The organism is Sulfolobus acidocaldarius SUSAZ, assembly GCA_000508305.1.
Classification (GTDB): Archaea; Thermoproteota; Thermoprotei_A; order Sulfolobales; family Sulfolobaceae; genus Sulfolobus; species Sulfolobus acidocaldarius_A.
Map to the genome: position 1 here is coordinate 22,707 of CP006977.1, position 18,445 is coordinate 41,151.

The 18,445-nt window shown below is 33.2% G+C and carries 20 protein-coding genes; 7 read left to right on the forward strand and 13 right to left on the reverse strand.

The window, feature by feature from the left end:
- Window positions 1-230: 230 nt before the first annotated feature.
- A complete protein-coding gene (locus SUSAZ_00155; GenBank protein AHC50562.1) occupies window positions 231-890 on the forward strand; it encodes a 16S rRNA methyltransferase in 660 nt (219 codons plus the stop codon).
- Here the strand turns inward: SUSAZ_00155 and SUSAZ_00160 are convergent.
- From SUSAZ_00160 to SUSAZ_00175, 4 genes are all read right to left on the reverse strand, one after another.
- Window positions 873-1,454 (reverse strand): hypothetical protein, encoded by a 582-nt coding sequence (locus SUSAZ_00160; protein ID AHC50563.1) that lies wholly within the window; start codon window positions 1,452-1,454, stop codon window positions 873-875. The two genes, SUSAZ_00155 and SUSAZ_00160, sit on opposite strands and share 18 nt — an antisense overlap.
- A 108-nt stretch (window positions 1,455-1,562) precedes the next feature.
- Entirely contained in the window at window positions 1,563-1,709 is a 147-nt protein-coding gene (locus SUSAZ_00165) for a hypothetical protein (protein AHC50564.1), read from the reverse strand.
- 149 nt (window positions 1,710-1,858) lie between these two features.
- Window positions 1,859-2,899, reverse strand: coding sequence for a hypothetical protein (locus SUSAZ_00170; protein AHC52383.1), 1,041 nt, complete (start codon window positions 2,897-2,899; stop codon window positions 1,859-1,861).
- Window positions 2,900-2,970: 71 nt separating this feature from the next.
- Window positions 2,971-3,837 (reverse strand): ABC transporter substrate-binding protein, encoded by an 867-nt coding sequence (locus tag SUSAZ_00175; GenBank protein ID AHC50565.1) that lies wholly within the window; start codon window positions 3,835-3,837, stop codon window positions 2,971-2,973.
- Window positions 3,838-3,865: 28 nt separating this feature from the next.
- On the opposite strand from SUSAZ_00175, the gene SUSAZ_00180 reads away from it, so the two are divergent.
- Entirely contained in the window at window positions 3,866-4,375 is a 510-nt protein-coding gene (locus SUSAZ_00180; GenBank protein AHC50566.1) for a non-canonical purine NTP phosphatase, read from the forward strand.
- Here the strand turns inward: SUSAZ_00180 and SUSAZ_00185 are convergent.
- Window positions 4,372-5,025, reverse strand: a complete 654-nt coding sequence (locus SUSAZ_00185; protein ID AHC50567.1) for a hypothetical protein — start codon at window positions 5,023-5,025, stop codon at window positions 4,372-4,374. The genes SUSAZ_00180 and SUSAZ_00185 overlap by 4 nt on opposite strands.
- A gap of 3 nt (window positions 5,026-5,028) precedes the next feature.
- The gene (locus tag SUSAZ_00190; GenBank protein AHC50568.1) at window positions 5,029-5,367 is read right to left on the reverse strand and encodes a thioredoxin; all 339 of its coding nucleotides are present in this window, start codon (window positions 5,365-5,367) and stop codon (window positions 5,029-5,031) included.
- Between the two features lie 83 nt (window positions 5,368-5,450).
- Here SUSAZ_00190 and SUSAZ_00195 point away from each other — a divergent pair, with 83 nt between their 5' ends.
- Complete coding sequence (locus tag SUSAZ_00195; protein ID AHC50569.1) at window positions 5,451-6,164, forward strand: D-tyrosyl-tRNA(Tyr) deacylase; 714 nt, start codon at window positions 5,451-5,453, stop codon at window positions 6,162-6,164.
- Here SUSAZ_00195 and SUSAZ_00200 read toward each other — a convergent pair.
- Window positions 6,144-6,770 carry a phosphoglycerate mutase gene (locus SUSAZ_00200; protein ID AHC50570.1) on the reverse strand — a complete coding sequence of 209 codons (627 nt, stop codon included), beginning with the start codon at window positions 6,768-6,770 and terminating at the stop codon, window positions 6,144-6,146. The genes SUSAZ_00195 and SUSAZ_00200 overlap by 21 nt on opposite strands.
- Before the next feature lie 196 nt (window positions 6,771-6,966).
- Between SUSAZ_00200 and SUSAZ_00205 the strand changes: the two genes are divergently transcribed.
- Complete coding sequence (locus tag SUSAZ_00205) at window positions 6,967-7,461, forward strand: hypothetical protein (protein AHC50571.1); 495 nt, start codon at window positions 6,967-6,969, stop codon at window positions 7,459-7,461.
- A 31-nt stretch (window positions 7,462-7,492) separates the two neighbouring features.
- Entirely contained in the window at window positions 7,493-7,834 is a 342-nt protein-coding gene (locus SUSAZ_00210) for a hypothetical protein (GenBank protein ID AHC50572.1), read from the forward strand.
- Here the strand turns inward: SUSAZ_00210 and SUSAZ_00215 are convergent.
- Complete coding sequence (locus tag SUSAZ_00215) at window positions 7,785-9,530, reverse strand: hypothetical protein (protein AHC50573.1); 1,746 nt, start codon at window positions 9,528-9,530, stop codon at window positions 7,785-7,787. The genes SUSAZ_00210 and SUSAZ_00215 overlap by 50 nt on opposite strands.
- A 210-nt stretch (window positions 9,531-9,740) precedes the next feature.
- Here SUSAZ_00215 and SUSAZ_00220 point away from each other — a divergent pair, with 210 nt between their 5' ends.
- Window positions 9,741-10,667 carry a nucleoside hydrolase gene (locus tag SUSAZ_00220; GenBank protein ID AHC50574.1) on the forward strand — a complete coding sequence of 309 codons (927 nt, stop codon included), beginning with the start codon at window positions 9,741-9,743 and terminating at the stop codon, window positions 10,665-10,667.
- On the opposite strand, the gene SUSAZ_00225 is transcribed toward SUSAZ_00220, so the two are convergent.
- Window positions 10,630-11,052 carry a Fur family transcriptional regulator gene (locus SUSAZ_00225; protein ID AHC50575.1) on the reverse strand — a complete coding sequence of 141 codons (423 nt, stop codon included), beginning with the start codon at window positions 11,050-11,052 and terminating at the stop codon, window positions 10,630-10,632. The genes SUSAZ_00220 and SUSAZ_00225 overlap by 38 nt on opposite strands.
- Window positions 11,053-11,596: 544 nt before the next feature.
- Between SUSAZ_00225 and SUSAZ_00230 the strand changes: the two genes are divergently transcribed.
- Complete coding sequence (locus tag SUSAZ_00230; GenBank protein AHC50576.1) at window positions 11,597-12,058, forward strand: hypothetical protein; 462 nt, start codon at window positions 11,597-11,599, stop codon at window positions 12,056-12,058.
- Window positions 12,059-12,138: 80 nt separating this feature from the next.
- On the opposite strand, the gene SUSAZ_00235 is transcribed toward SUSAZ_00230, so the two are convergent.
- The 4 genes from SUSAZ_00235 to SUSAZ_00250 are packed head-to-tail and all read right to left on the reverse strand — an operon-like array spanning window position 12,139 to window position 18,425.
- Window positions 12,139-13,137: a hypothetical protein gene (locus SUSAZ_00235; GenBank protein ID AHC52384.1), complete on the reverse strand. Its 999-nt coding sequence runs from the start codon at window positions 13,135-13,137 to the stop codon at window positions 12,139-12,141.
- A complete protein-coding gene (locus SUSAZ_00240; protein AHC50577.1) occupies window positions 13,127-15,787 on the reverse strand; it encodes a double-stranded DNA repair protein Rad50 in 2,661 nt (886 codons plus the stop codon). The genes SUSAZ_00235 and SUSAZ_00240 overlap by 11 nt, the downstream gene beginning before the upstream one ends.
- Window positions 15,784-16,932 carry a metallophosphoesterase gene (locus tag SUSAZ_00245; GenBank protein ID AHC50578.1) on the reverse strand — a complete coding sequence of 383 codons (1,149 nt, stop codon included), beginning with the start codon at window positions 16,930-16,932 and terminating at the stop codon, window positions 15,784-15,786. The genes SUSAZ_00240 and SUSAZ_00245 overlap by 4 nt, the downstream gene beginning before the upstream one ends.
- Before the next feature lie 5 nt (window positions 16,933-16,937).
- Window positions 16,938-18,425, reverse strand: coding sequence for a HerA recombination helicase like protein (locus SUSAZ_00250; protein ID AHC50579.1), 1,488 nt, complete (start codon window positions 18,423-18,425; stop codon window positions 16,938-16,940).
- Window positions 18,426-18,445 lie beyond the last annotated feature (20 nt).

The window sequence follows — 18,445 nt, forward strand, 5'->3', positions numbered from 1 at the left end:
GTCAATCCTATAACCAGTGGTACGTAACAATTTCTACATATATTATGCTTATATTCTATAGGAATTCTGAATCTGAATTTACGTGAATACGTGATAGCCAATTTTGTATATTCTCTGGCAAGCTGATACTCTCTATTCTTCGTCATATCAATTGCCATCTCAATGAGTTCTAATGACCTCCTCTTATAGGGTTTTAAATTTTTTACCTTCATTTTTTAGTATTTTTTATCGTGAGATTAAATCTTATATTGTTAGATTCTGCGTTAGAACTTGTTCCTCGAGAGATTATATCTCACCCTGCTGTTGTTAAAAATGCTGTAAGAAGGGGTAAAAAGGCAGAAAATACCTTACTTGATATTTCATTGCATTACAAGGCTATGAGAAACTTAGAGAATGTGAATAAGAGAGGAAGACCAGATATAGTTCATTTTGCATTATTGTTATTTTTAACCCTTGAAGAGGAGATTAGAGGAGATCTATTTGTACATACAATTGACGGTAAAATAATATTTGTTGATAGGCAAATGAGACCACCTAAAAACTACAACAGGTTTGTAGGATTAATGGAACAGTTATTGCTAGAGGGCAAAATTCCTCCAAAGGGTGATAGGTCTCTAATGCAAATTACTAACCTTAAATTAAAGGATCTCTCTAGAAAATACTCTTCTCTAATAGTGTTAAGTGAAAGTGGAAGAAAAGTAAATCCTACTGATTTATGCAAACTCATTCATCAAAATGTGCTATTTGGAGTAGGTGGATTTGCTCATGGGGATTTTTCATCTGAAGTTAAGGAATCGGCTAGTGATTTTCTCTCAATAAGTAAAAATGTTTTAGAAACTCATCAAGTCATATGCAGAGTCTCATTAGCCTGTTCAGGGTTCTTTAGCTGATAGTAATGCTATCTTATAGACTATTATTCCTCCGGGTGTAGCTGAGACTTGATTTACTCTAAAGCCATACTCCTCTAATATTTTTCTAAATATAACAGAAGCACAGGTTGTTGACTCTAACCCAAATCCAGAGCCCGTAATTCTTATTACTATTCCGTCTTCGTCCTGTTTGAGAAATACATCCTTAACAGGTAGTATGGTTCTGATTTTATTATAAATATTTATTATATCATTAAGACCAGTAACCTTGGTTTTTAAGTAAGAAGCTAGCTGTATGCCTGCTGATTCGCATATCTCTGTAACTCTATTCGAATCATGTTCATATGCTATCCTTATTAGATTTTCAAGATACCACGTGGTCACTGGTATAAGCTCTAAGTCTTTAACTATTTTATAGTACTCAATTAAAGATAACAACGTTTCCGCATTTCCCTCTCTAAGTGCCTCAACCATAGCCTGAATAGCTAGATTTGTAACAGCATACATAGTATAGCCTTTTTTCTTTGCCTCTTGCTCTAATTCTTTCACTAGCTTTTCATCTGCAGCTATATTTATTCTTCCCAATCACTCCCACACTATAAAATAAGAAACTTGAAAAAATAAATAGCTTTTCTTTACAACATGAGGGAAGCCTCGCCCTTTATGGCGGGGAGAAATTCAGCAACGAACGTGTTATCTAGGTGTGAAAAATATTATATCAAAGACTATAAATAAAATGAAAACTATTATAAAACCTCCAAGATACCAATTATCATATTTGAATAAAGCTTTAATCAGATTTGTAAAAGAATCAATTGAATATTCTTTATCATTACTCATAATATTTTATTTCTACCGGTAAAATTTAAAATTTCCTGTAATCATTATAAATTTTTGGTTTAAGTACAAGTCCTAAACGAAATCTTAGCTTTAATAATGAAAGAGTAAAGCTGATGAAGATTTCTTACATACTTTATCATCATGAAATCTCATTCCGTAATTTTGACAATTAAGTTATTAGGTCCCCTATGATCAGGAGCTAAATTATCCATCTGTATTTTAACTATATCGTATCCCAAATTTTTGAAAATCCCATTGCTACCGTCATCCTTAAGGTCTTTAACCAATAATGTCTTATCATTAACCTCTAGGAATGATAAAAGACCTTTATTTATATCTTGAACGCTCACATCAATGATTTTTAGGTTAACCTTCCTGAGGAATTCTCTCAGACTTGTTTTTCCCTTTAAGACGTATTTTTCTCTCTCCCTTTCATAGATGTTCAGTTTGATCTTTTCTGATATATTTAGATTTGTAAGGACATAATCTTGAGAGATTAGTCTCAATATAGAAGATAATGGCGTTTCATCTCCGCTAAAGTCCGAAAATACCTCAGCAATTTGTGGAAAATTAAGTGAAAAAAGCGTTAAAAACCCATCTGCATTAGTTGAGGAAGAGATTTGCGCTAGTAACATTTGATCTCCTAAGATTGTTACATCATCTAAATTTAACAGGGCTGGAGGATAGTTTACTAATATTATTTCTTTAGAAAATTTTTCAAGAGTATCTCTAAGGAACTTTGTCATGGCGTTATCAGAAAAAGTTGATGGATAGCTAATGGTCAGTTTATTTTTAGCGTACATAATATGTCTGTGTAACCAAAGGAGTTCAGCCCTCATGTTGTGAACTAATATTCTATTTTTAGAAACTTTACCCTCCTCATTAAGGATGATTGAGGGGTTCAAAATAAAGATTTTGCATAATTCCTCCCTGTCGTTATTAACTAAGCTTTTTTTGAGATTATTTTTGCATGACGAATTTTCGACGTCTACGCTTATTGTATCATGAATTATATCTAACAACTTATCCTTTTCGGCTATATTACACAGATCTATTACGTCTCCATTTTCCTTTAATATACTTATTAGGTTTTCAAATTCGTGCCTTACTAATGTTGCGGGGGCATAATTATTAAATCCGAAATCGAAAGGATTAATTGAAAGAAACTCCCATAATCGTGGATTAAACATTAAAAACTGTTGCATTATTGATGTGTAAAAACTGATGTATAAAAAATGTTTGTTTTGGTCATGGAAATTTTTCAAATCAAATCTATATTAAATACTTTAGGTAAAATACCCCTTTCATATGTTACAGAATAGAATTTCTCCAAACCTCTTTTAACCTCTGGAAGTGGCACATTATACTCCTGTATGTCAGCCCATATGGTCTTCCTTATAATCTCCTCATCTAAATTTGTCTTATGGGCATCAGCCATTATCCTGGCATCTATTTTAATTATTTCATCTATATGCTTCTCTGCATAATGCTTACTTTTCACATAAGCCTCCTTAAACTTCATAGCTAATTCTCTACCAATGTCCTTACTGATTACAACTAATCCCATAGGCATTGGTGTATCTCCTGCTAACTGTTTCCATAGATCCCACATACTTATTATTCTATTGACTTTTACACCTAGTTTTTCCAGTGCATACATCATCTTCAACTCATGAACTGCGACTAACACATCTCCTTCCTTCCCAAGTGCCTTGATCTCATCAAGAACATTCTTTATTATAACAAGTTTCCTGTACTTGCCAATAAGGAGTTTATAAAGAGTAAAAGCAGTTGTATTATGACCATGCACTATTAACCTGGAGTTTTTTATTTCATCTACCTTAATGGGATTAATGGATATCACAGGCATACCAGTTATCCCGTCTATTGCAGACGCAACAGCCTCTCCGAGGATATAATAATCATTTTGTATATATGGATACATAGCAGCAGAAGGTACGGCGACATCTACATCCTTCTTTAGAACTTTTTCATTAGTATCCTGAACTGTAGAGATTATTTCGAATTCTAGATTGATTCCCTCTGGCTTTACCATTCCCTCTATAAGCGGTATAAACGGATACAGATCACCTGAGTCCGCTAATGGACCAATTTTTATTGTTGTCATAACTCTATATCAATAAGTGATCTAAAAAATGCTTGTTTCAATTGGTTCCAAGAATAAGGTAAAAATAGAGGCTGTTCATGAGGCGATAATGCGTATAGGTTTGAATGCTGAAGTTATTTCTGTGGAAGTAAGTCCTGAAGTTCCACTACAGCCCTTTGGTCATCAGACTTTCATAGGAGCCAGAAATAGAGCGGTTAAATCCTTAAAACAGACTGATTCTGATATAGGTATAGGAATAGAAGGGGGAGTATTTAGCTACGAGAATAGGTTAATGGCGTTTGCAGTGGTCTATGCTGTAAATAGAAATGGTCTCGAGAATTTTTCGTTTTCTACTTCCTTTACACTACCAACAAGTATAACATCCCTTATATTTCAAGGGAAGGAGTTGGGAGAGGCTACGGATATAGTTTTCTCTACAAAAGGGAGTAGGGAGAATGAAGGTGCCATAGGATATCTAACTAAAGTCATCAACAGAAAAGAGCTTTATGTACAACCAGTAATAGCGGCACTTTATCCTTTCTATAATAAGGTGGATTAGTAAATTTTTGTTCCTTTATTTAACTTCAGAAACTGTAAACTTATTTCTAATAGCTCAAGTGGTCTCCTGCTATTTGGTCTCTCCACAGTAGCTAAATAGACACCGTGTTCCTCATGTATATTTTCTTTAGTAGGCTCTCCGTATGGTGAAAATAATATGAAATCATCTACCTTACTCAAAAGTTCACCAATAAATCTATCAACCTTCTCATATAACTTACATTTATCTATTTTAGTATTTGAACTCAGTATTCTATCTAGCGCGGTAATGTCAGCTATAACCGGCTTCTCCTGAATTTTAGATAATATACTTTTCTTAACTAATTCTATTTCTTTTTCAATTTCCACTTCAGCTTTATAATCTATCCCTATCTCTCCGTAGGTAGGGTTAGTAATAGGTATATTAACTAGAGTCGCACCGGTCATTTCCACTAATTTTAGCTTACCAACACTACTCAAAAAAGTGTTTACACCGTGATTGATCTCCATATCCAGAATACTTAGCCATGCTTGGGCAGGATGCTTATTAAGTGTCCTATTAACAACCACTCCTCTGTTAATGTCATTAAAGAGAGTCAATAGAACACGTGGTTGACACTTCATAAAACTGGAGTAGCTTAAACTGTCAATTCCAATTAGCAGTGGTTTCAATTACTATTCACCTAAAACAGACTTTAGCTTATTTTCGATAGTATCTCTGGGAACTGCACCCACTATTGTGTCAACGACCTTACCATTTTTAAATATGAGCACTGTGGGTAAACTCATTATACCAAATTGGTTGGCTATATCACTATTTTCATCAGCATTTACTTTTCCAAAGCCTATTTGAGTATACTCAGACGCCAATTCCTCAATTATTGGGGAAAGGACAAAACATGGAGCACACCATTCAGCCCAAAAATCCACCACAGCGATTTTATGAGATTCTACAAATGAATTAAAATTACTTGAATTTAGTTCAATTACAGGACTGTTCTTGGTCTTAGGCATAATTAGTTAATAGGCTATACTAGGAATTATATTTTTCCCATAAACATAAAATAATAGTGTATAAATAACTTTCTTGGCAAATCATGAACATCTCAATTATAGTTTCAACAAGGGATCCTGTCGGAGAAACTATTAAAAAATTAGGATATAAATTTGAGGAAATTGACGAAGATGAGGTTGATTTCAGATTTGAGAGAGGTGATGCTATAGTCATATTTTCGAGACACCAGAGTTCGTCTAAGACCCCGGCACTCACAGTTCATTATCCAGGAAATCCAAGCTCTCAGGTGTTAGGCGGAGAACCGGAAAAATTAGGGGTTGCATTTCCCAGCTTGTTAACAGCAATTTTTAGAGAAATTAATAAACTTGATATACCTATACAGAAAACTTTAGAGGCTACTCATCACGGACCTACATACCAGAAAGTTCCTATAGTATTTGTTGAAGTTGGAAGTGACCCTACCTATTGGGGTAACGAGAAGATAGTAAAGAGTTTAGTGGAATCTACCTTATCAGCTATAGATAATGTATCGTCACTGTATTGCGAAGAGATTATAGTAGGCTTTGGTGGTCCACACTATGCTCCATATTTCTCCAAGCTAGGAGAAAGAGTCTGTATTGGTCATATAATTTCTAAGTACTATTTAGCTTCAATGAAAGATACTACCATTACAGAAGCTGTGGAGAAGTGTAAGGAGAACGTAGATACTGTAGTATTTGATAGTGTGCCCTTAAGCGTGAGAGATAGAGTTATGTATGTTCTAAAAGACAGGAATCTAAGATTTAAGTTTCATTAAAATCTCATTAGTTAAAGTTAAGGCACCAATAGAAACTAACCTGCAATCTTTTACATTCTGATTAAAACACTTTAAAATTGTCATACTTGCATTTGGCAATATTACACCTAGTCCTGAAAATTCATCGAGATCTAGAACATAAGTAATTAGAGATTTTATGGGATCATGATGTGATACAACGATTGCATTTTCTCTTGTACTTAAGACTGTTTCGGTGAAGTTTATTATCCTTTTAGTCAATTCATCCCATGATTCTAAATCTTTAGGTGTGTTAGATCTATTTTCGGCAATTTTTTTCATTAACTCAATCATATTTACCTTCTTGTTGTTTAATTCTCCAAGTCTTCTCTCCTTCAGTCTATCGTCTATTACGGTAACTAAGTTTAATCCTTCTGAAAGGATAGAAGCTGTCTGATAAGCTCTAAGAATCGGACTTGTGTAGATCTTAGAAAAATTAAGGAATATAATTTTCCTAAGCTCATCCACTGCTTTCTTTGCCTGTCTTTGTCCTTCATCTGTTAATGGGTAAGAGTTTATATCATCAGATAGGATTTGTTGTGTATTTGCATTTGACTGTGCATGCCTTATAAAGACTATAACTGTCATAGTTAAGACTATATGTGGTTACTTTTAAAATAAATTTTTCTCGATAAACTGCTCTTAGAAGGTAATTATTTTAATAGATTATTTCCGTTTTCATTCTATTATACCAAGGATTTATAATAATATGATTGTAATACTAATGGATTGTATAAACACAAAGGAAAAGTTTTTATTTTCCATAACATAATATAATAATGCTATGCAAACCCAATTCAATTCTATTTTAAATAAAACTGTTCATGTAATAAGAGAAGATGACTCTGTAAGATTTGCAGCAGAGGAAATGAAAAAGCATAACATAGGCTCATTAATAGTAATAGACCATAAGGGTAAGGTCTCAGGTATAATAACCGAGAGGGATCTGGTAAGAGCTATTGCTGAAGGAAATATAAACAGTACAGTAAGCAATTATATGACAAGAAATGTGATAGGGGTCACAGAGAATTTTGATCCTAATCAAGCCTTGCAAGTAATGTTAGATCACGGGTTTAGGCATTTGCCTATCATAGGAAAAGATGGTAAAGTCAAAGGGATTCTAAGTATAAGGGATCTAGCAAGAACATTAATTGACCCGCACTATCTGACTTATGGTAAGGAGCCCGAGGAGGTTAGAGGCACAGGAATTATATGCCCAGTTTGTGGAGTAGAGATAGACGAATACGGTTATTGTGGATGTGGTTCGGGTTCAGGGTAATTTTTTATCTTTGAAATCATTTTTTGATATTATGATAATATTCTATGCGGTTGGTGAAAGAGACAGAGCAAAAGAGTTAGTTAGAATAATAACTAAAACAAGATGGAAAACAGTCTCAAAACATGCTATTAAAATAGCTAGTTCATCTGTTAGTGCTTCTATAGTTCTTTTTAAACCCACAAAATCCGGATTAGCTGTTGCGTTATGGTTAAAGCAAAAGGCTGAAGAGTTAGGAATGATAGCATCTGTTGGTTGGTTCACGGAGATCTCTGATGTACCGCCAGATGTTGAAGAAGCGGTAAAGACAGATTTAAACAAATTACTTATGAGAGAACTGGAAGTTCCCTGGTCTCCAAAAGTCGTTCAGTCTTGACTTGCAGTGTTTCATCACTCTTTGTGATTATTACATAATCCACTATTCCATTCAGGTACTTTAGTACTCTTGAGAACCTCTTCTGGTCGAATGTCATAAATGACTCATCAATTATGAAGAATGGCGCTTTGAAGTATTCCTTCAGCCCTACTAGAATAAGTATTAAAGCTAACGTGGTTTTTTCTGACGTTGACAGTCTTCTTAACTCCATAGTTACTCCGTCTTTCTTTATTACCAATCTATACTTTTCATCTATCTCAGCGGTGTAATTGAACTCTAATTCTTTCAATATACTATTTGATAATGTCTCAAATTCTTCCTTGACTACAGTTAGTCTTCTTATATACTCTCTATTTATATCATCTATCTGCTTGTTTATATCATCTATCTGCTTCTTAAGGCTTTCAATCTCCTCTGCGACCTTCTTAGGAATACCTAACTGCTGTAATTGAAGTTCTAACTCACTTCTCCTTTTTCTCAGTTCTTCAATTCTCTTGTCAATGTCATTATCTTTGCTCTCGACCTCATAAGTAGATTCTACTCTTTCTTCTAGACTCTTTAACTGTTTCTGCAAAGCCTCAATTGTTCTGTTTATTACACTTGCCTCAATATTCAGATTTTCTAGCGCTTTACTCTTTTGCGCAATTAACTCCTCAGTTCTTTCAATTTCTTTTACTTTCTGTAATAACTCGCTTCTTCTCATTTTTTTCTTGTTTATATTGTTTATGATGTCATTCTTTGTACGGTCTAATTCATTAATATCCTTCTTTACGGTTTCAAACCTAACTTTCCATAAATCTGGCTCTACTTTACTTCCACAAACTGGGCACATACTGGAGTGTATTCTCTCCGCTTCTTGTATATCTTGTAATATTCTAGTTAATACACCTTGTTCAATCTCTATTGAGTTTTGTCTGTTAATTAATGAGTCTAACTCTCTATCTATCTCCTGAATTTCTTTTGTTAATTTATCCTTTAATTCAATGTTAGCTTTTCCATTAAGTTCCTCTAACTCTTGGGTTAGTTTTTGTATTTTAGTTTCTTTTTCTTTCAATTCTTTAATTTTAGCCTGGATACGCTCCCTTATTTCAACTATTCTATTCTGTCTTGTTATTTTTATGGTCTGCTCCGTTTGTACCGTCACATTTTCCTTTTCCTTTTCAAGCCTTTCAATTTCCAGATTGATGTTCTCTAATTCATTAGCAATTTTCTTTATATCATCATAAGTTCTCAAAAGATTGTTGTAGTTGCTCTTTACCTCCTCCAATTTCATGATCAGACTCTCTCTTCTTCGCTTTAACTCATCAATTCTGGATGTTGAAGATATAAACCACTCTATATTTTCGTCTCCTGTTATTATCCTAGCTATCAATGGGTTTTCAGGTGAGAAGTATGATAGTAGTGTTGCGTTCTTGTCATCAGCTATTAAATTCTTTTCTTCTAAAATTCTATTTTTTATTCTCTTTAGTCTTCTAAAATATTTCTTGCCGTCCATTTCAACCTCTACAAAACCTTCATCACTAAATACATTCAAAAGATCCTCAGCTGTAATTTCATTGGTCAGCAAGGATACTAGGGCTTTCGACAGTGAGGTTTTCCCGTAAGCGTTAGGTGCTCTGTATATAGTGATGCCTTTCTCTAGGGATAATACTAGCTCTCTATTTATACCACCAATATTTAATATTCTAACTTGCATTATGCAGACGTTAGACTTCTTTACTTAAAAATATTACTCTTGAAATTCGCCGTTTGTTCTATGTTTTCAATCATATTATTATATTTTTTAAAAAGTAAAAATTCATTTGTATCAGAAAGTGTATACTCACTCTATGTTAAAAATTAAGGAGTTATACTGATGATATTCACTTCAAATAAAATTTTGTTTCACTAAATTTAAAATAAGATTATGGCTAAAAGAAAAGTTATATTCGACAGTGATACCGCAAGTGATGATATCATAGCACTTATGTTAGCATCAGATTTTTTTGAAGTAAAAGGAGTCACAATAGTAGCAGGTAACGTGAAATTTGAGAACGAAATTAGAAATGCCCTATTTACCTTAGAGTATTCTGGACTATCCGATATACCTGTTTTTGTAGGAAGCAATAGACCAATTTTGGGTAAGTGGAGGACGGTGGAGGAAGTTCATGGTAAGAACGGAATGGGCGACTGGAAAATTCCTGAGCCCACTAAAAAACCAGAAAGGGAGCATGCTATAGATGCCATAATAAGGCTTTCAAAAGAATATAATGGAGAGCTTGAAATCCTTGCGGTTTCACCTTTAACAAATCTGGCTCTTGCATATCTAAAAGACCATGATTTGGTGAAAAGAATTAGGAAGGTTTGGATAATGGGTGGGGCATTTTCCAAGGGCAATACCACTCCCCTAGCAGAGTTTAACTTCTGGGTTGATCCTGAGGCTGCAAATATCGTAATTTCAGCTGGGTTTGATATAACAGTGGTACCCTGGGAAGTAACAGAGGAGTCTGCAACAATTTATGACAATGAATGGGAAAAAATTGAAAGATTGGGAAATAGAAGGTCGGAGTTTTTTATAAATGTAAATAGGGTTTTGCGGGAATATTCCAAATCTGTGGGATCTAAAGGGAGTGTTCATCCAGACTCTTTAACCGTCTCGATTGCATATGATAATAGTTTAGCTCTATCATATGTCTACAAGAGTATATCTGTTGAGACATGTTCCTATTCGAGAGGGGCTATGCTAATTGATTGGTATAACCAGTTTAAAGATAGAAATTCAGTACAAATAGTACTAAAGGCTGACGAAAAGAAGTTTAAGCAATACCTTTTTGATTATCTTTCCCAAGCTTAGAACAATTAGCTACAGTGACTATGTTTAGGCTTTTCACGTCAATTCCTTTTTCAATTAATTGTTTATATACCTGGTCAAGATTAATATCGACGTCAATTATTGTATTTAGATCCTCACAATAAACATTTACGTGGAGGTCCCTCTTCATTTCATACCAAGTAACTCCACCTACCTCAAAGGAGTTCAATAGACCAGCCTTTTCTAGGGCATTTAGCGTATTGTAAACTGTCGATAAGCTTATTGTTGGTTCTATTTTTTTCAATTCGTTGTAAATCTGCTCTCCATTAAAATGTCCTCCATTATGGACTAGTTTAAGTATTGATATTCTTTGTGGCGTCGCTTTTAATCCGTGTGTTCTCAGTACATTTATGATTTCTGCTTCCATCGTGTTATATAGGAACTCCGTAGAATTTAAAATTATTTTTTTCTCGGTACTCAGAATTATTTTAAAAATAATTTAAGTGATTTTAAATGTTTATTGGATAACATTTTATTTCAATATAATACTCTATATAAACCTCTAAGAATTCATGGTTTCAATGTAACAATTATAATTTTTTATATATAAAAACACCTGATATAATCTATGAGATACACAGAATATATATTAAATGTTAACATACACCGTAAATATATTTAATTTAACTTATTGTTTATTAAAAAAATCTAAAATCTATGAGTATACAATATACTAAAAAACAAAGGTTTTGAGACTATTATACTTTGATATGAAAATTACATGAATATGAATTTAGGTAAGAGCTATTTTTCAAGGAAGGAATTATTTTCCTTAAAAATTACTAAATATTCCCTCAAAAACTAGAATAAAAAGAGTATGGTGCTAAAATAAATATATTTTAAGTGTAGTATTTTGATAAAATATTTGTAATATTGGTATATAAGGCTGAGACGCGTTATAATTATATTAGATGGAGCGGTTCAGAGAACTTTTAATTGATCTGTCTGTCTCACCTAAAATACAAAACTACGACCAAATAATTCAAGAAGGCAACAGGAAAAAGTATTCTTGTGGTAACTTCTATGAAGGAAAATGCAGAAAATATCTGGTAAATTCAGAAGCTCCAGCACTATGGATTTCAAATAACGAAATGGATCCACATCCAATTTTATGTTATATATGTCCATATTTTTCTTTAAGGCAAGATGATAGCAGAAGGGTAGCTTTCGATCTGTTTGAGATTTTACTTTACTATGAAAGTCTAGGAGAACAAATAGAGAAGGAGTTAATAATTATGGATCAGAAGACTTCGCTTTCAAACCAGAATTTTTACATCAGAAGACGAAGAGAGGAACTAATTCATTTACTTGAGGAGACAAGATCTAAACTACGTATAAGTAAACTGTTGATCCAAATATTGTTTAAAAAATAATTGTCGGTCCTCTGCTCATAGCGACCTGATAGTCTTACTTGCAGAGGCGATCCTGCCAAATAATTATTTGTGAAAACTACTTAATAAAATTGGCTAGGCCACCAGCTTATGTCTTTTCTTTTCATCTCAAGAATGCTGTAAATTCTCTCTCTATCCTCTTTACCAACCCTCACATCCTTATGAACCTTTATAAGTGGATAAGGATATCCCTTTAGAGAAACGGGTTTTAGAACCTTTAAATACTCAAATATTCTGTCGGCACTGAAGAAATCTAATCTAAATAATCTTTCAGATGGTTCCAATCTTACATTTGTAAAATAGTAGTTTAAGCCTGATAACAATTTACTAGCCTTCCTTGATAAAATGTAATTTTCATCTATTTTCTTTTCTAGAATCTTTGAATAACCACAATCCTGCGTGAATAACTCTAGGATGGTTATATCGGAATAAGCCTGTTTGAATAAATCACTAGACTTACTGTTTTTAGAGATAAATAATAGTTTATCCTTATATCTTGATACTAGTTCAGATAAAACTAATTGATTTTCAGCAATAAGGAATCTTAGCATGTTATCTTCGTCTTTTTCTTCCAATGATAGTATCTTGTCAATACTAACTATATCATCCAATAAATCTAGTTTCAATTCCGATTTATGCCTTCCTAATTTTTTACTAAAACTTCCATCTAGAAGAACATAGTCAACATTTTCTACTAGTTTTAGTGCCAATTGTAATTCTAGCAGTTGCATCAATAATTCTATTCTTTCCTTCGCGTAATTACCTGGACTAAAAATATGAACTAATACCTTACCCTCACTATTTATTTCGTTTATTCCTTCAAATACTATCGCTTTAGCATTTACTATAAATATAACTCCTTGCCTTGTTTCCTTAACCCACATACCTCCATCTATAGCCAATAGCTTCTTACTATGCTCAACACTTTCAGGAGAGTAATTAATCCACAGTTCATTAAGAATACTTTCTACACTCTCGCTTAATTCCTTGTGTATTGCATGCGAATCCCTCATTATTTTCTCCTTCATTTTAATTAGTTCTTCATATGCCTTATCTATCATAACTTGACACCTCTACCTTACTAGTGTCTCCCTTCTTCTCCACTCTTATGATATAGTCGCCTGCCTGAATCAATTCTTGATCATGTGTGACTAAAATTATTTGAGGAACAATCTCTATGGCACTCCGTATAACATCTATTAATTCTTTTTTTCTATACTCATCAAGATTTACAGTAGGTTCATCAAGTATTAATGTGGAAAATTGATTCATAAGAGCTTTTGCAATAGCTAACCTCAATGCTAACGCAATAGAAATTCTTTCACCACCACTTAATGCATTTATGTGGATTTTTTGACCAGACGCATTATAAACATATAATTCAGATTTTCCAATAAAATCAATCTCTACCGCTGAGAAAGATAAATCAAATTTGGCTATTACTTCGTTCACATTATTCTCTATTTGATTCCTGACAATATTCATAATGTGGCTCTGGAGGTGCTTATTATCTAACACTTCCCTAAGTTTTTGAAGCTTACTTATGCCTAGGTTTAACTTACTTTCCTCGTTCATTTTATTTCTTAATTCTTCTACGTTTTTTATCTTTTCTTCTACGTTTTTTATCTTTTCTTCTAGGCTTCCCTTTATTTTACCTTTATCTGCTTCAATACCTGATAAAATCTTGGAAAGTTTGTCTATAATCTCCTCTAACTCTTTATACTTTTTTTCACTGTATCCAAGTTCACTTATACGGCTAAGTAATGCATCTTCTTCTTCCTTTAACTTTTCATACTCTTCCTTTAGTCCTTTCATTCTTGTAATTTCTTCCTTTAACCTCTCATACTCTATTTTAAGTTTCTCCAGCTCACTTATCCTTCTTCTTATACTCTCTTCTAGATTGACAAGGGATTTTAAATCAGCTGGCAGGAATTGATATTTAGCTTTATAATCAATATAACTCTTCTCTAATTCACTTAGTTTAGAGTTAAGCTCATTCAGTCTCTGTTCTTGTTCCTGTATGTCTTCTTCAAATATGTCAGAATTCTTAAGATACTCCTCATGGTAATCAATAAGCCCTTTTTCTTTTTCTACTATATTCTCAAATTCTTGGTGATATAATAAAAGTGAGTGGATTTCGTTTTGCAACTTATTTTTCTCTTCTTCTAGTCGTTGTAACTCTTTGAGTTTAGCTTCGTATATACCTTTCTCTTTACTCCTTTTCTGTAACTCTAGCTGTAGCTTACTTCTAGTAGTTTCCAGCTCTTCCCTTTCTTTATTTAGAGAATTTATTTTAGCTTGAAGAGTAGTAATCTGTTTGTTTAGCTCAAGTAATTGTACTTTTATTTCCTCTCTGATTTTCGCTTTATGCTCGCTATCTAAAGGTCTTCCACAAATGGGGCACTTATCATCTTCAATTGAATTTAGATTATTGTAAATCTTTAGTGTTTGCTCCTTTCTTCCATTTAAGTCTCCTCTTCTATCCAAAAGTTCCTTAAGTTCATTGTCTATTTGGTTAATTCTATCATTTACATCCTTAATTTTATTCTCTAGATCTTGTGTGTCTACATAGTTAAGTTTATCTATTTCTTTCTTTTGTCTTTCGATATTATTTAGTATGTATGTAAGTCTTTTTTCTATTTCTTCGTATTGTTTTTCTTTCTCTTCTAACTCTTTCTTTCTTTTTTCTATTTCTTCGTATTGTTTTTCTTTCTCTTCTAACTCTTTCTTTCTCTTCAACTTCTCTTTCTTTCTTTTTAATTCAGTTTCTACAACATTTATTTGGGATTTTAAGGAGTCTATCTGAACAAGAACGTTCTTAAAACTACTTATTGTGTTTATTTTCTCTCTGTTCTCGTCTAATTCCTTAACTTCTGTCTCTATTTTATTATATCTTTTTTCCTTCTCTTCGAAATCCTTTAGCCTTAAAGCTATCTCTTCGATTTTTTTATTTACAACACTTAATTTTCCTGATAAGATATCATATTCAACCTTAATTTCTTTAATTCTATTAAATTCTAGGTTATATTGATTTAGTTCATTCTCCTTCTCTTTGGCTTCTCTTTCTATGCTTTCTAGTTTTACCTTAAGTTCATCTATTTCCTTTTTTAGTCTGTCTATTTCAGCTTCTTCCCTCTTTAATATATCTTTTATACTTTGTAAGCTTCTTATTCTATCGGTTAACACTTTTATTAAGGAGTGTATAGGTCCATTACTTTCTCTGAGCATCTCTAATTTGTTAATTTTTAGTAATTCTTTCATGACCTCAGGAAAGTCAGAAAATACACTTTCTACACTACCCTGACCTATAATTGTTGTAGACATCAAAATTTTATGATCAAAGCCCAGGATCTCCTTTATTTTGTTATTAACAGTCGTAGATTGTCTAGCTAATGTGGTGATCTTTCCTTCCTTTAACAAGGATATAGTGTCTCTACTCGTCTCACCTATATTTCTATCTATAAGGTATGTGTCACCATTAATCTCGAATTTTATCGACACTTGTCCGCTTTTCTTTCCTTTCTTTATGAGTTCTTCATTTTTACCTATGTCCCTGTTGGTTCTTTTGAACAATCCAAATAGTATCCCATCTATTATCGAGCTTTTCCCAGCACCATTGTTTCCAATAATTACATTTATACTGCCTTCAAACTTAACTGTAGTATCTTCATGACTAAGGAAGTTTTGTAATCTTATCTCTCTAATTATCATTTGTCCTCAACACCTGCAAACTTTTTCAGTAATTCTTCTACCTTTTTCTCGTCTTCTTCATTTATAATATCAATAATTATCCTAGTCTCTTCATCAGCGTATCCTATGCCTTTAAGGTAGTCAGCTATTATATCGTTCAAAGAAGAATATGTTGTCTTAAGTTTTGTCTTAAGGTTCTCCTCCTTAATACTCACAATGTTATCCTTATATATTCTATAATATTCCACATAATCCCTTAAAGCCTGTAACTTAGTCATTAAAACGTCCTTTCTTATAGGTATAGTTCCTTCTAGTTCTATGTGTAGAATTGGCTTTTTGTTATTTTTCACACTTTCCTTTAATGTATGTATAACACTTTCTATAGATTGTTCAATATTATCTACGTTAATGTCTAAAACTAACTGATCTCTTATGTCAACGTTAATGTAGTTAATACTCGGTAAATCTCCCGACATATCAATTAATGTTGCCCCCTTTTTACTCTTCTGATAACCTTCGATTTCCTCTTCTCTCATTATATCAGGTGAACCAGCTATTTCAATAAGAGCTCCTCCATCTAGATAGTCTTTCCTTCTTGAATGAAGATGACCAACTGCATACAAACTAAAACCTTTAGGCAAGTCAGATAACTCAATTTGCCATGCCCCTTGATATGGTAAGTAGGTTCTAATTCCCTGATGTAGCATCAGTATGCTTTTTCTCGTTTCCGGTTTAACTTTGCTTAGCTGTTCTTTCAAGTCATTAACAGATACATTAGAAATGTGAGAAATTCCATATACTTCAACGTTTTCTAACTTAACCCTGTTATCTATTTTTTGCAGGATTTTTATCAGATTAAATTCTTCTAGTATTCTTTGCGGATATATTTCTTCTTTTCTTTTCGGTGAATCATGATCTCCTGCTATACATATAAAAGGAATATTGTGGTCTTTAAGCCTCTTAAGTTCCTTTATTGCATGGAGTTTTGCTCTATTAGGCGGGTTATTTACGTCAAATAAATCCCCTGTATGAATTACTGCTTTAACATGTTCATTAATTGCTATATCAATTAGTTGTGTAAATGTGTCATAAACATCTTTTTCCCTGGATTCAAGGTTGTACTGTCTTTTACCTAGATGGGTGTCTGAAATATGAAGTAATTGCATTATATCTAACCCCAATCAGAAACATCCGAGTGAACAATTTCTTCTTCCTTAGCTCTCTTCCATTCTTCTGTTAGATTTGGATCACTTCCTGATAATTTACCTTCGAACTTGTCTATTTTGATTATTGTTGGCAGTTTAACCACATTACCTATGATTATCGCTTCACCTGTGTCCAGAGAGGACAATCCATCAGCTAAATCCTCACTCAAGTTATCACTAGTTTCTAGCACATATTTTTTATCACTTGGCTCAACTATCTTAAGTATTATCTTATTTGTCATTTGGCTAAGTATGTTCTCGTCAAGACCCTTAGGTCTCTGACTAACAATTATTAGTCCTACACCAAACTTCCTTCCTTCTCTCGCTATTCTGCCAGCCCATTTCTTTGTTAATGTATTTGTATCCTTAGACAATAGGACGTGAGCCTCCTCTACCACAGTTAGTATTGGGAATCTTAAACCAGAATCTTTCTTTATCTTATTTTCTTTCCTTGAAGTTAGTATTCTTCTTAAATAATGGGCTACTATGGCGTCTATTGCGTCCTCGTCCAAGGAGCTAAGATTTACAACGTTTATCTTGCCTAGTTTTATTTTGTTTATAACGTCACCAAATGTTATGTCAATAATATCTGAGTACCTCTCCGCAAAGTCTTCAACCTTATTCAAAACCTCATCCTTACTCTCTTTTCTTTTTTCATTTCTACCTTCTTCCTCTATTTTCACTTTTAGTCTCTCGAAGAAATTACTATTTAATTCTGCTAAGGAGGTTTTTCCTTCCTTTATTTCATTGTTTATTTCTTCTTTCAATTGATTGAAAGTCCTTCTTATTATTCTGTACTGAATATTTGCGTTTTCCCTAATTTCAAGGAGAGTAGCGAATTCATTCACAGACAAGTATAAGGGATTTAATTTTGGCTCTATGATGTTCAAATTGGGTAGTGTACTATCGTAATATTCTCCGTGATAGTCAAATATTAGGATAGAACCTCCTATTTCCACTAGCCTCTGGGATAGTATGGCGACTGTATTTGATTTACCTGAACCTGTTGCTGCCAAAATAGCAAGGTGTCTAGATAGGGGATTTAGTCTAATTTTCACCTCCACATTACTCCCTATTAATTTTCCTACTCTAACATCCCCTGCGGAGAAAACGGTTGAAAGCTCTTCATCAGAGGCCAGTCTAACAGGTGTTCCAGCTACAGGAGGTAAATCTGGTTGTGTGAATTTTCCGTCTAACTTACAAAGTAGTTTGATTCTTGCTTTAATGAAAAACGGGATCTTGTTTGCCTCCAGTTGTTTTATTCTTTGTACAAATTTCACATCATTCAAATTGTCATCTAATAAGGGACTACCTGTATAGACATTAGTTATTAATCCTAAAATTTTTTCTCCATCATATTCAAGAATCACGTAATAACCAGCTCTAATTTTTTGTTCTAGTATAGCAGTGGCTTCATTTATAGTCGCTGATCCTATAATGTATCCTATGGTCATTTATTAAGATGTTATCCTGA

Bases quoted from the DNA above. Each gene is read 5' to 3' on its own strand.
- SUSAZ_00165 (AHC50564.1), bottom strand. From the start codon at position 1,709: ATGAGTAATGATAAAGAATATTCAATTGATTCTTTTACAAATCTGATT.
- SUSAZ_00170 (AHC52383.1), bottom strand. From the start codon at position 2,899: ATGTTTAATCCACGATTATGGGAGTTTCTTTCAATTAATCCTTTCGAT.
- SUSAZ_00175 (AHC50565.1), bottom strand. From the start codon at position 3,837: ATGACAACAATAAAAATTGGTCCATTAGCGGACTCAGGTGATCTGTAT.
- SUSAZ_00180 (AHC50566.1), top strand. From the start codon at position 3,866: ATGCTTGTTTCAATTGGTTCCAAGAATAAGGTAAAAATAGAGGCTGTT.
- SUSAZ_00190 (AHC50568.1), bottom strand. From the start codon at position 5,367: ATGCCTAAGACCAAGAACAGTCCTGTAATTGAACTAAATTCAAGTAAT.
- SUSAZ_00195 (AHC50569.1), top strand. From the start codon at position 5,451: ATGAACATCTCAATTATAGTTTCAACAAGGGATCCTGTCGGAGAAACT.
- SUSAZ_00200 (AHC50570.1), bottom strand. From the start codon at position 6,770: ATGACAGTTATAGTCTTTATAAGGCATGCACAGTCAAATGCAAATACA.
- SUSAZ_00205 (AHC50571.1), top strand. From the start codon at position 6,967: ATGCAAACCCAATTCAATTCTATTTTAAATAAAACTGTTCATGTAATA.
- SUSAZ_00210 (AHC50572.1), top strand. From the start codon at position 7,493: ATGATAATATTCTATGCGGTTGGTGAAAGAGACAGAGCAAAAGAGTTA.
- SUSAZ_00215 (AHC50573.1), bottom strand. From the start codon at position 9,530: ATGCAAGTTAGAATATTAAATATTGGTGGTATAAATAGAGAGCTAGTA.
- SUSAZ_00220 (AHC50574.1), top strand. From the start codon at position 9,741: ATGGCTAAAAGAAAAGTTATATTCGACAGTGATACCGCAAGTGATGAT.
- SUSAZ_00225 (AHC50575.1), bottom strand. From the start codon at position 11,052: ATGGAAGCAGAAATCATAAATGTACTGAGAACACACGGATTAAAAGCG.
- SUSAZ_00230 (AHC50576.1), top strand. From the start codon at position 11,597: ATGGAGCGGTTCAGAGAACTTTTAATTGATCTGTCTGTCTCACCTAAA.
- SUSAZ_00235 (AHC52384.1), bottom strand. From the start codon at position 13,137: ATGATAGATAAGGCATATGAAGAACTAATTAAAATGAAGGAGAAAATA.
- SUSAZ_00240 (AHC50577.1), bottom strand. From the start codon at position 15,787: ATGATAATTAGAGAGATAAGATTACAAAACTTCCTTAGTCATGAAGAT.
- SUSAZ_00245 (AHC50578.1), bottom strand. From the start codon at position 16,932: ATGCAATTACTTCATATTTCAGACACCCATCTAGGTAAAAGACAGTAC.
- SUSAZ_00250 (AHC50579.1), bottom strand. From the start codon at position 18,425: ATGACCATAGGATACATTATAGGATCAGCGACTATAAATGAAGCCACT.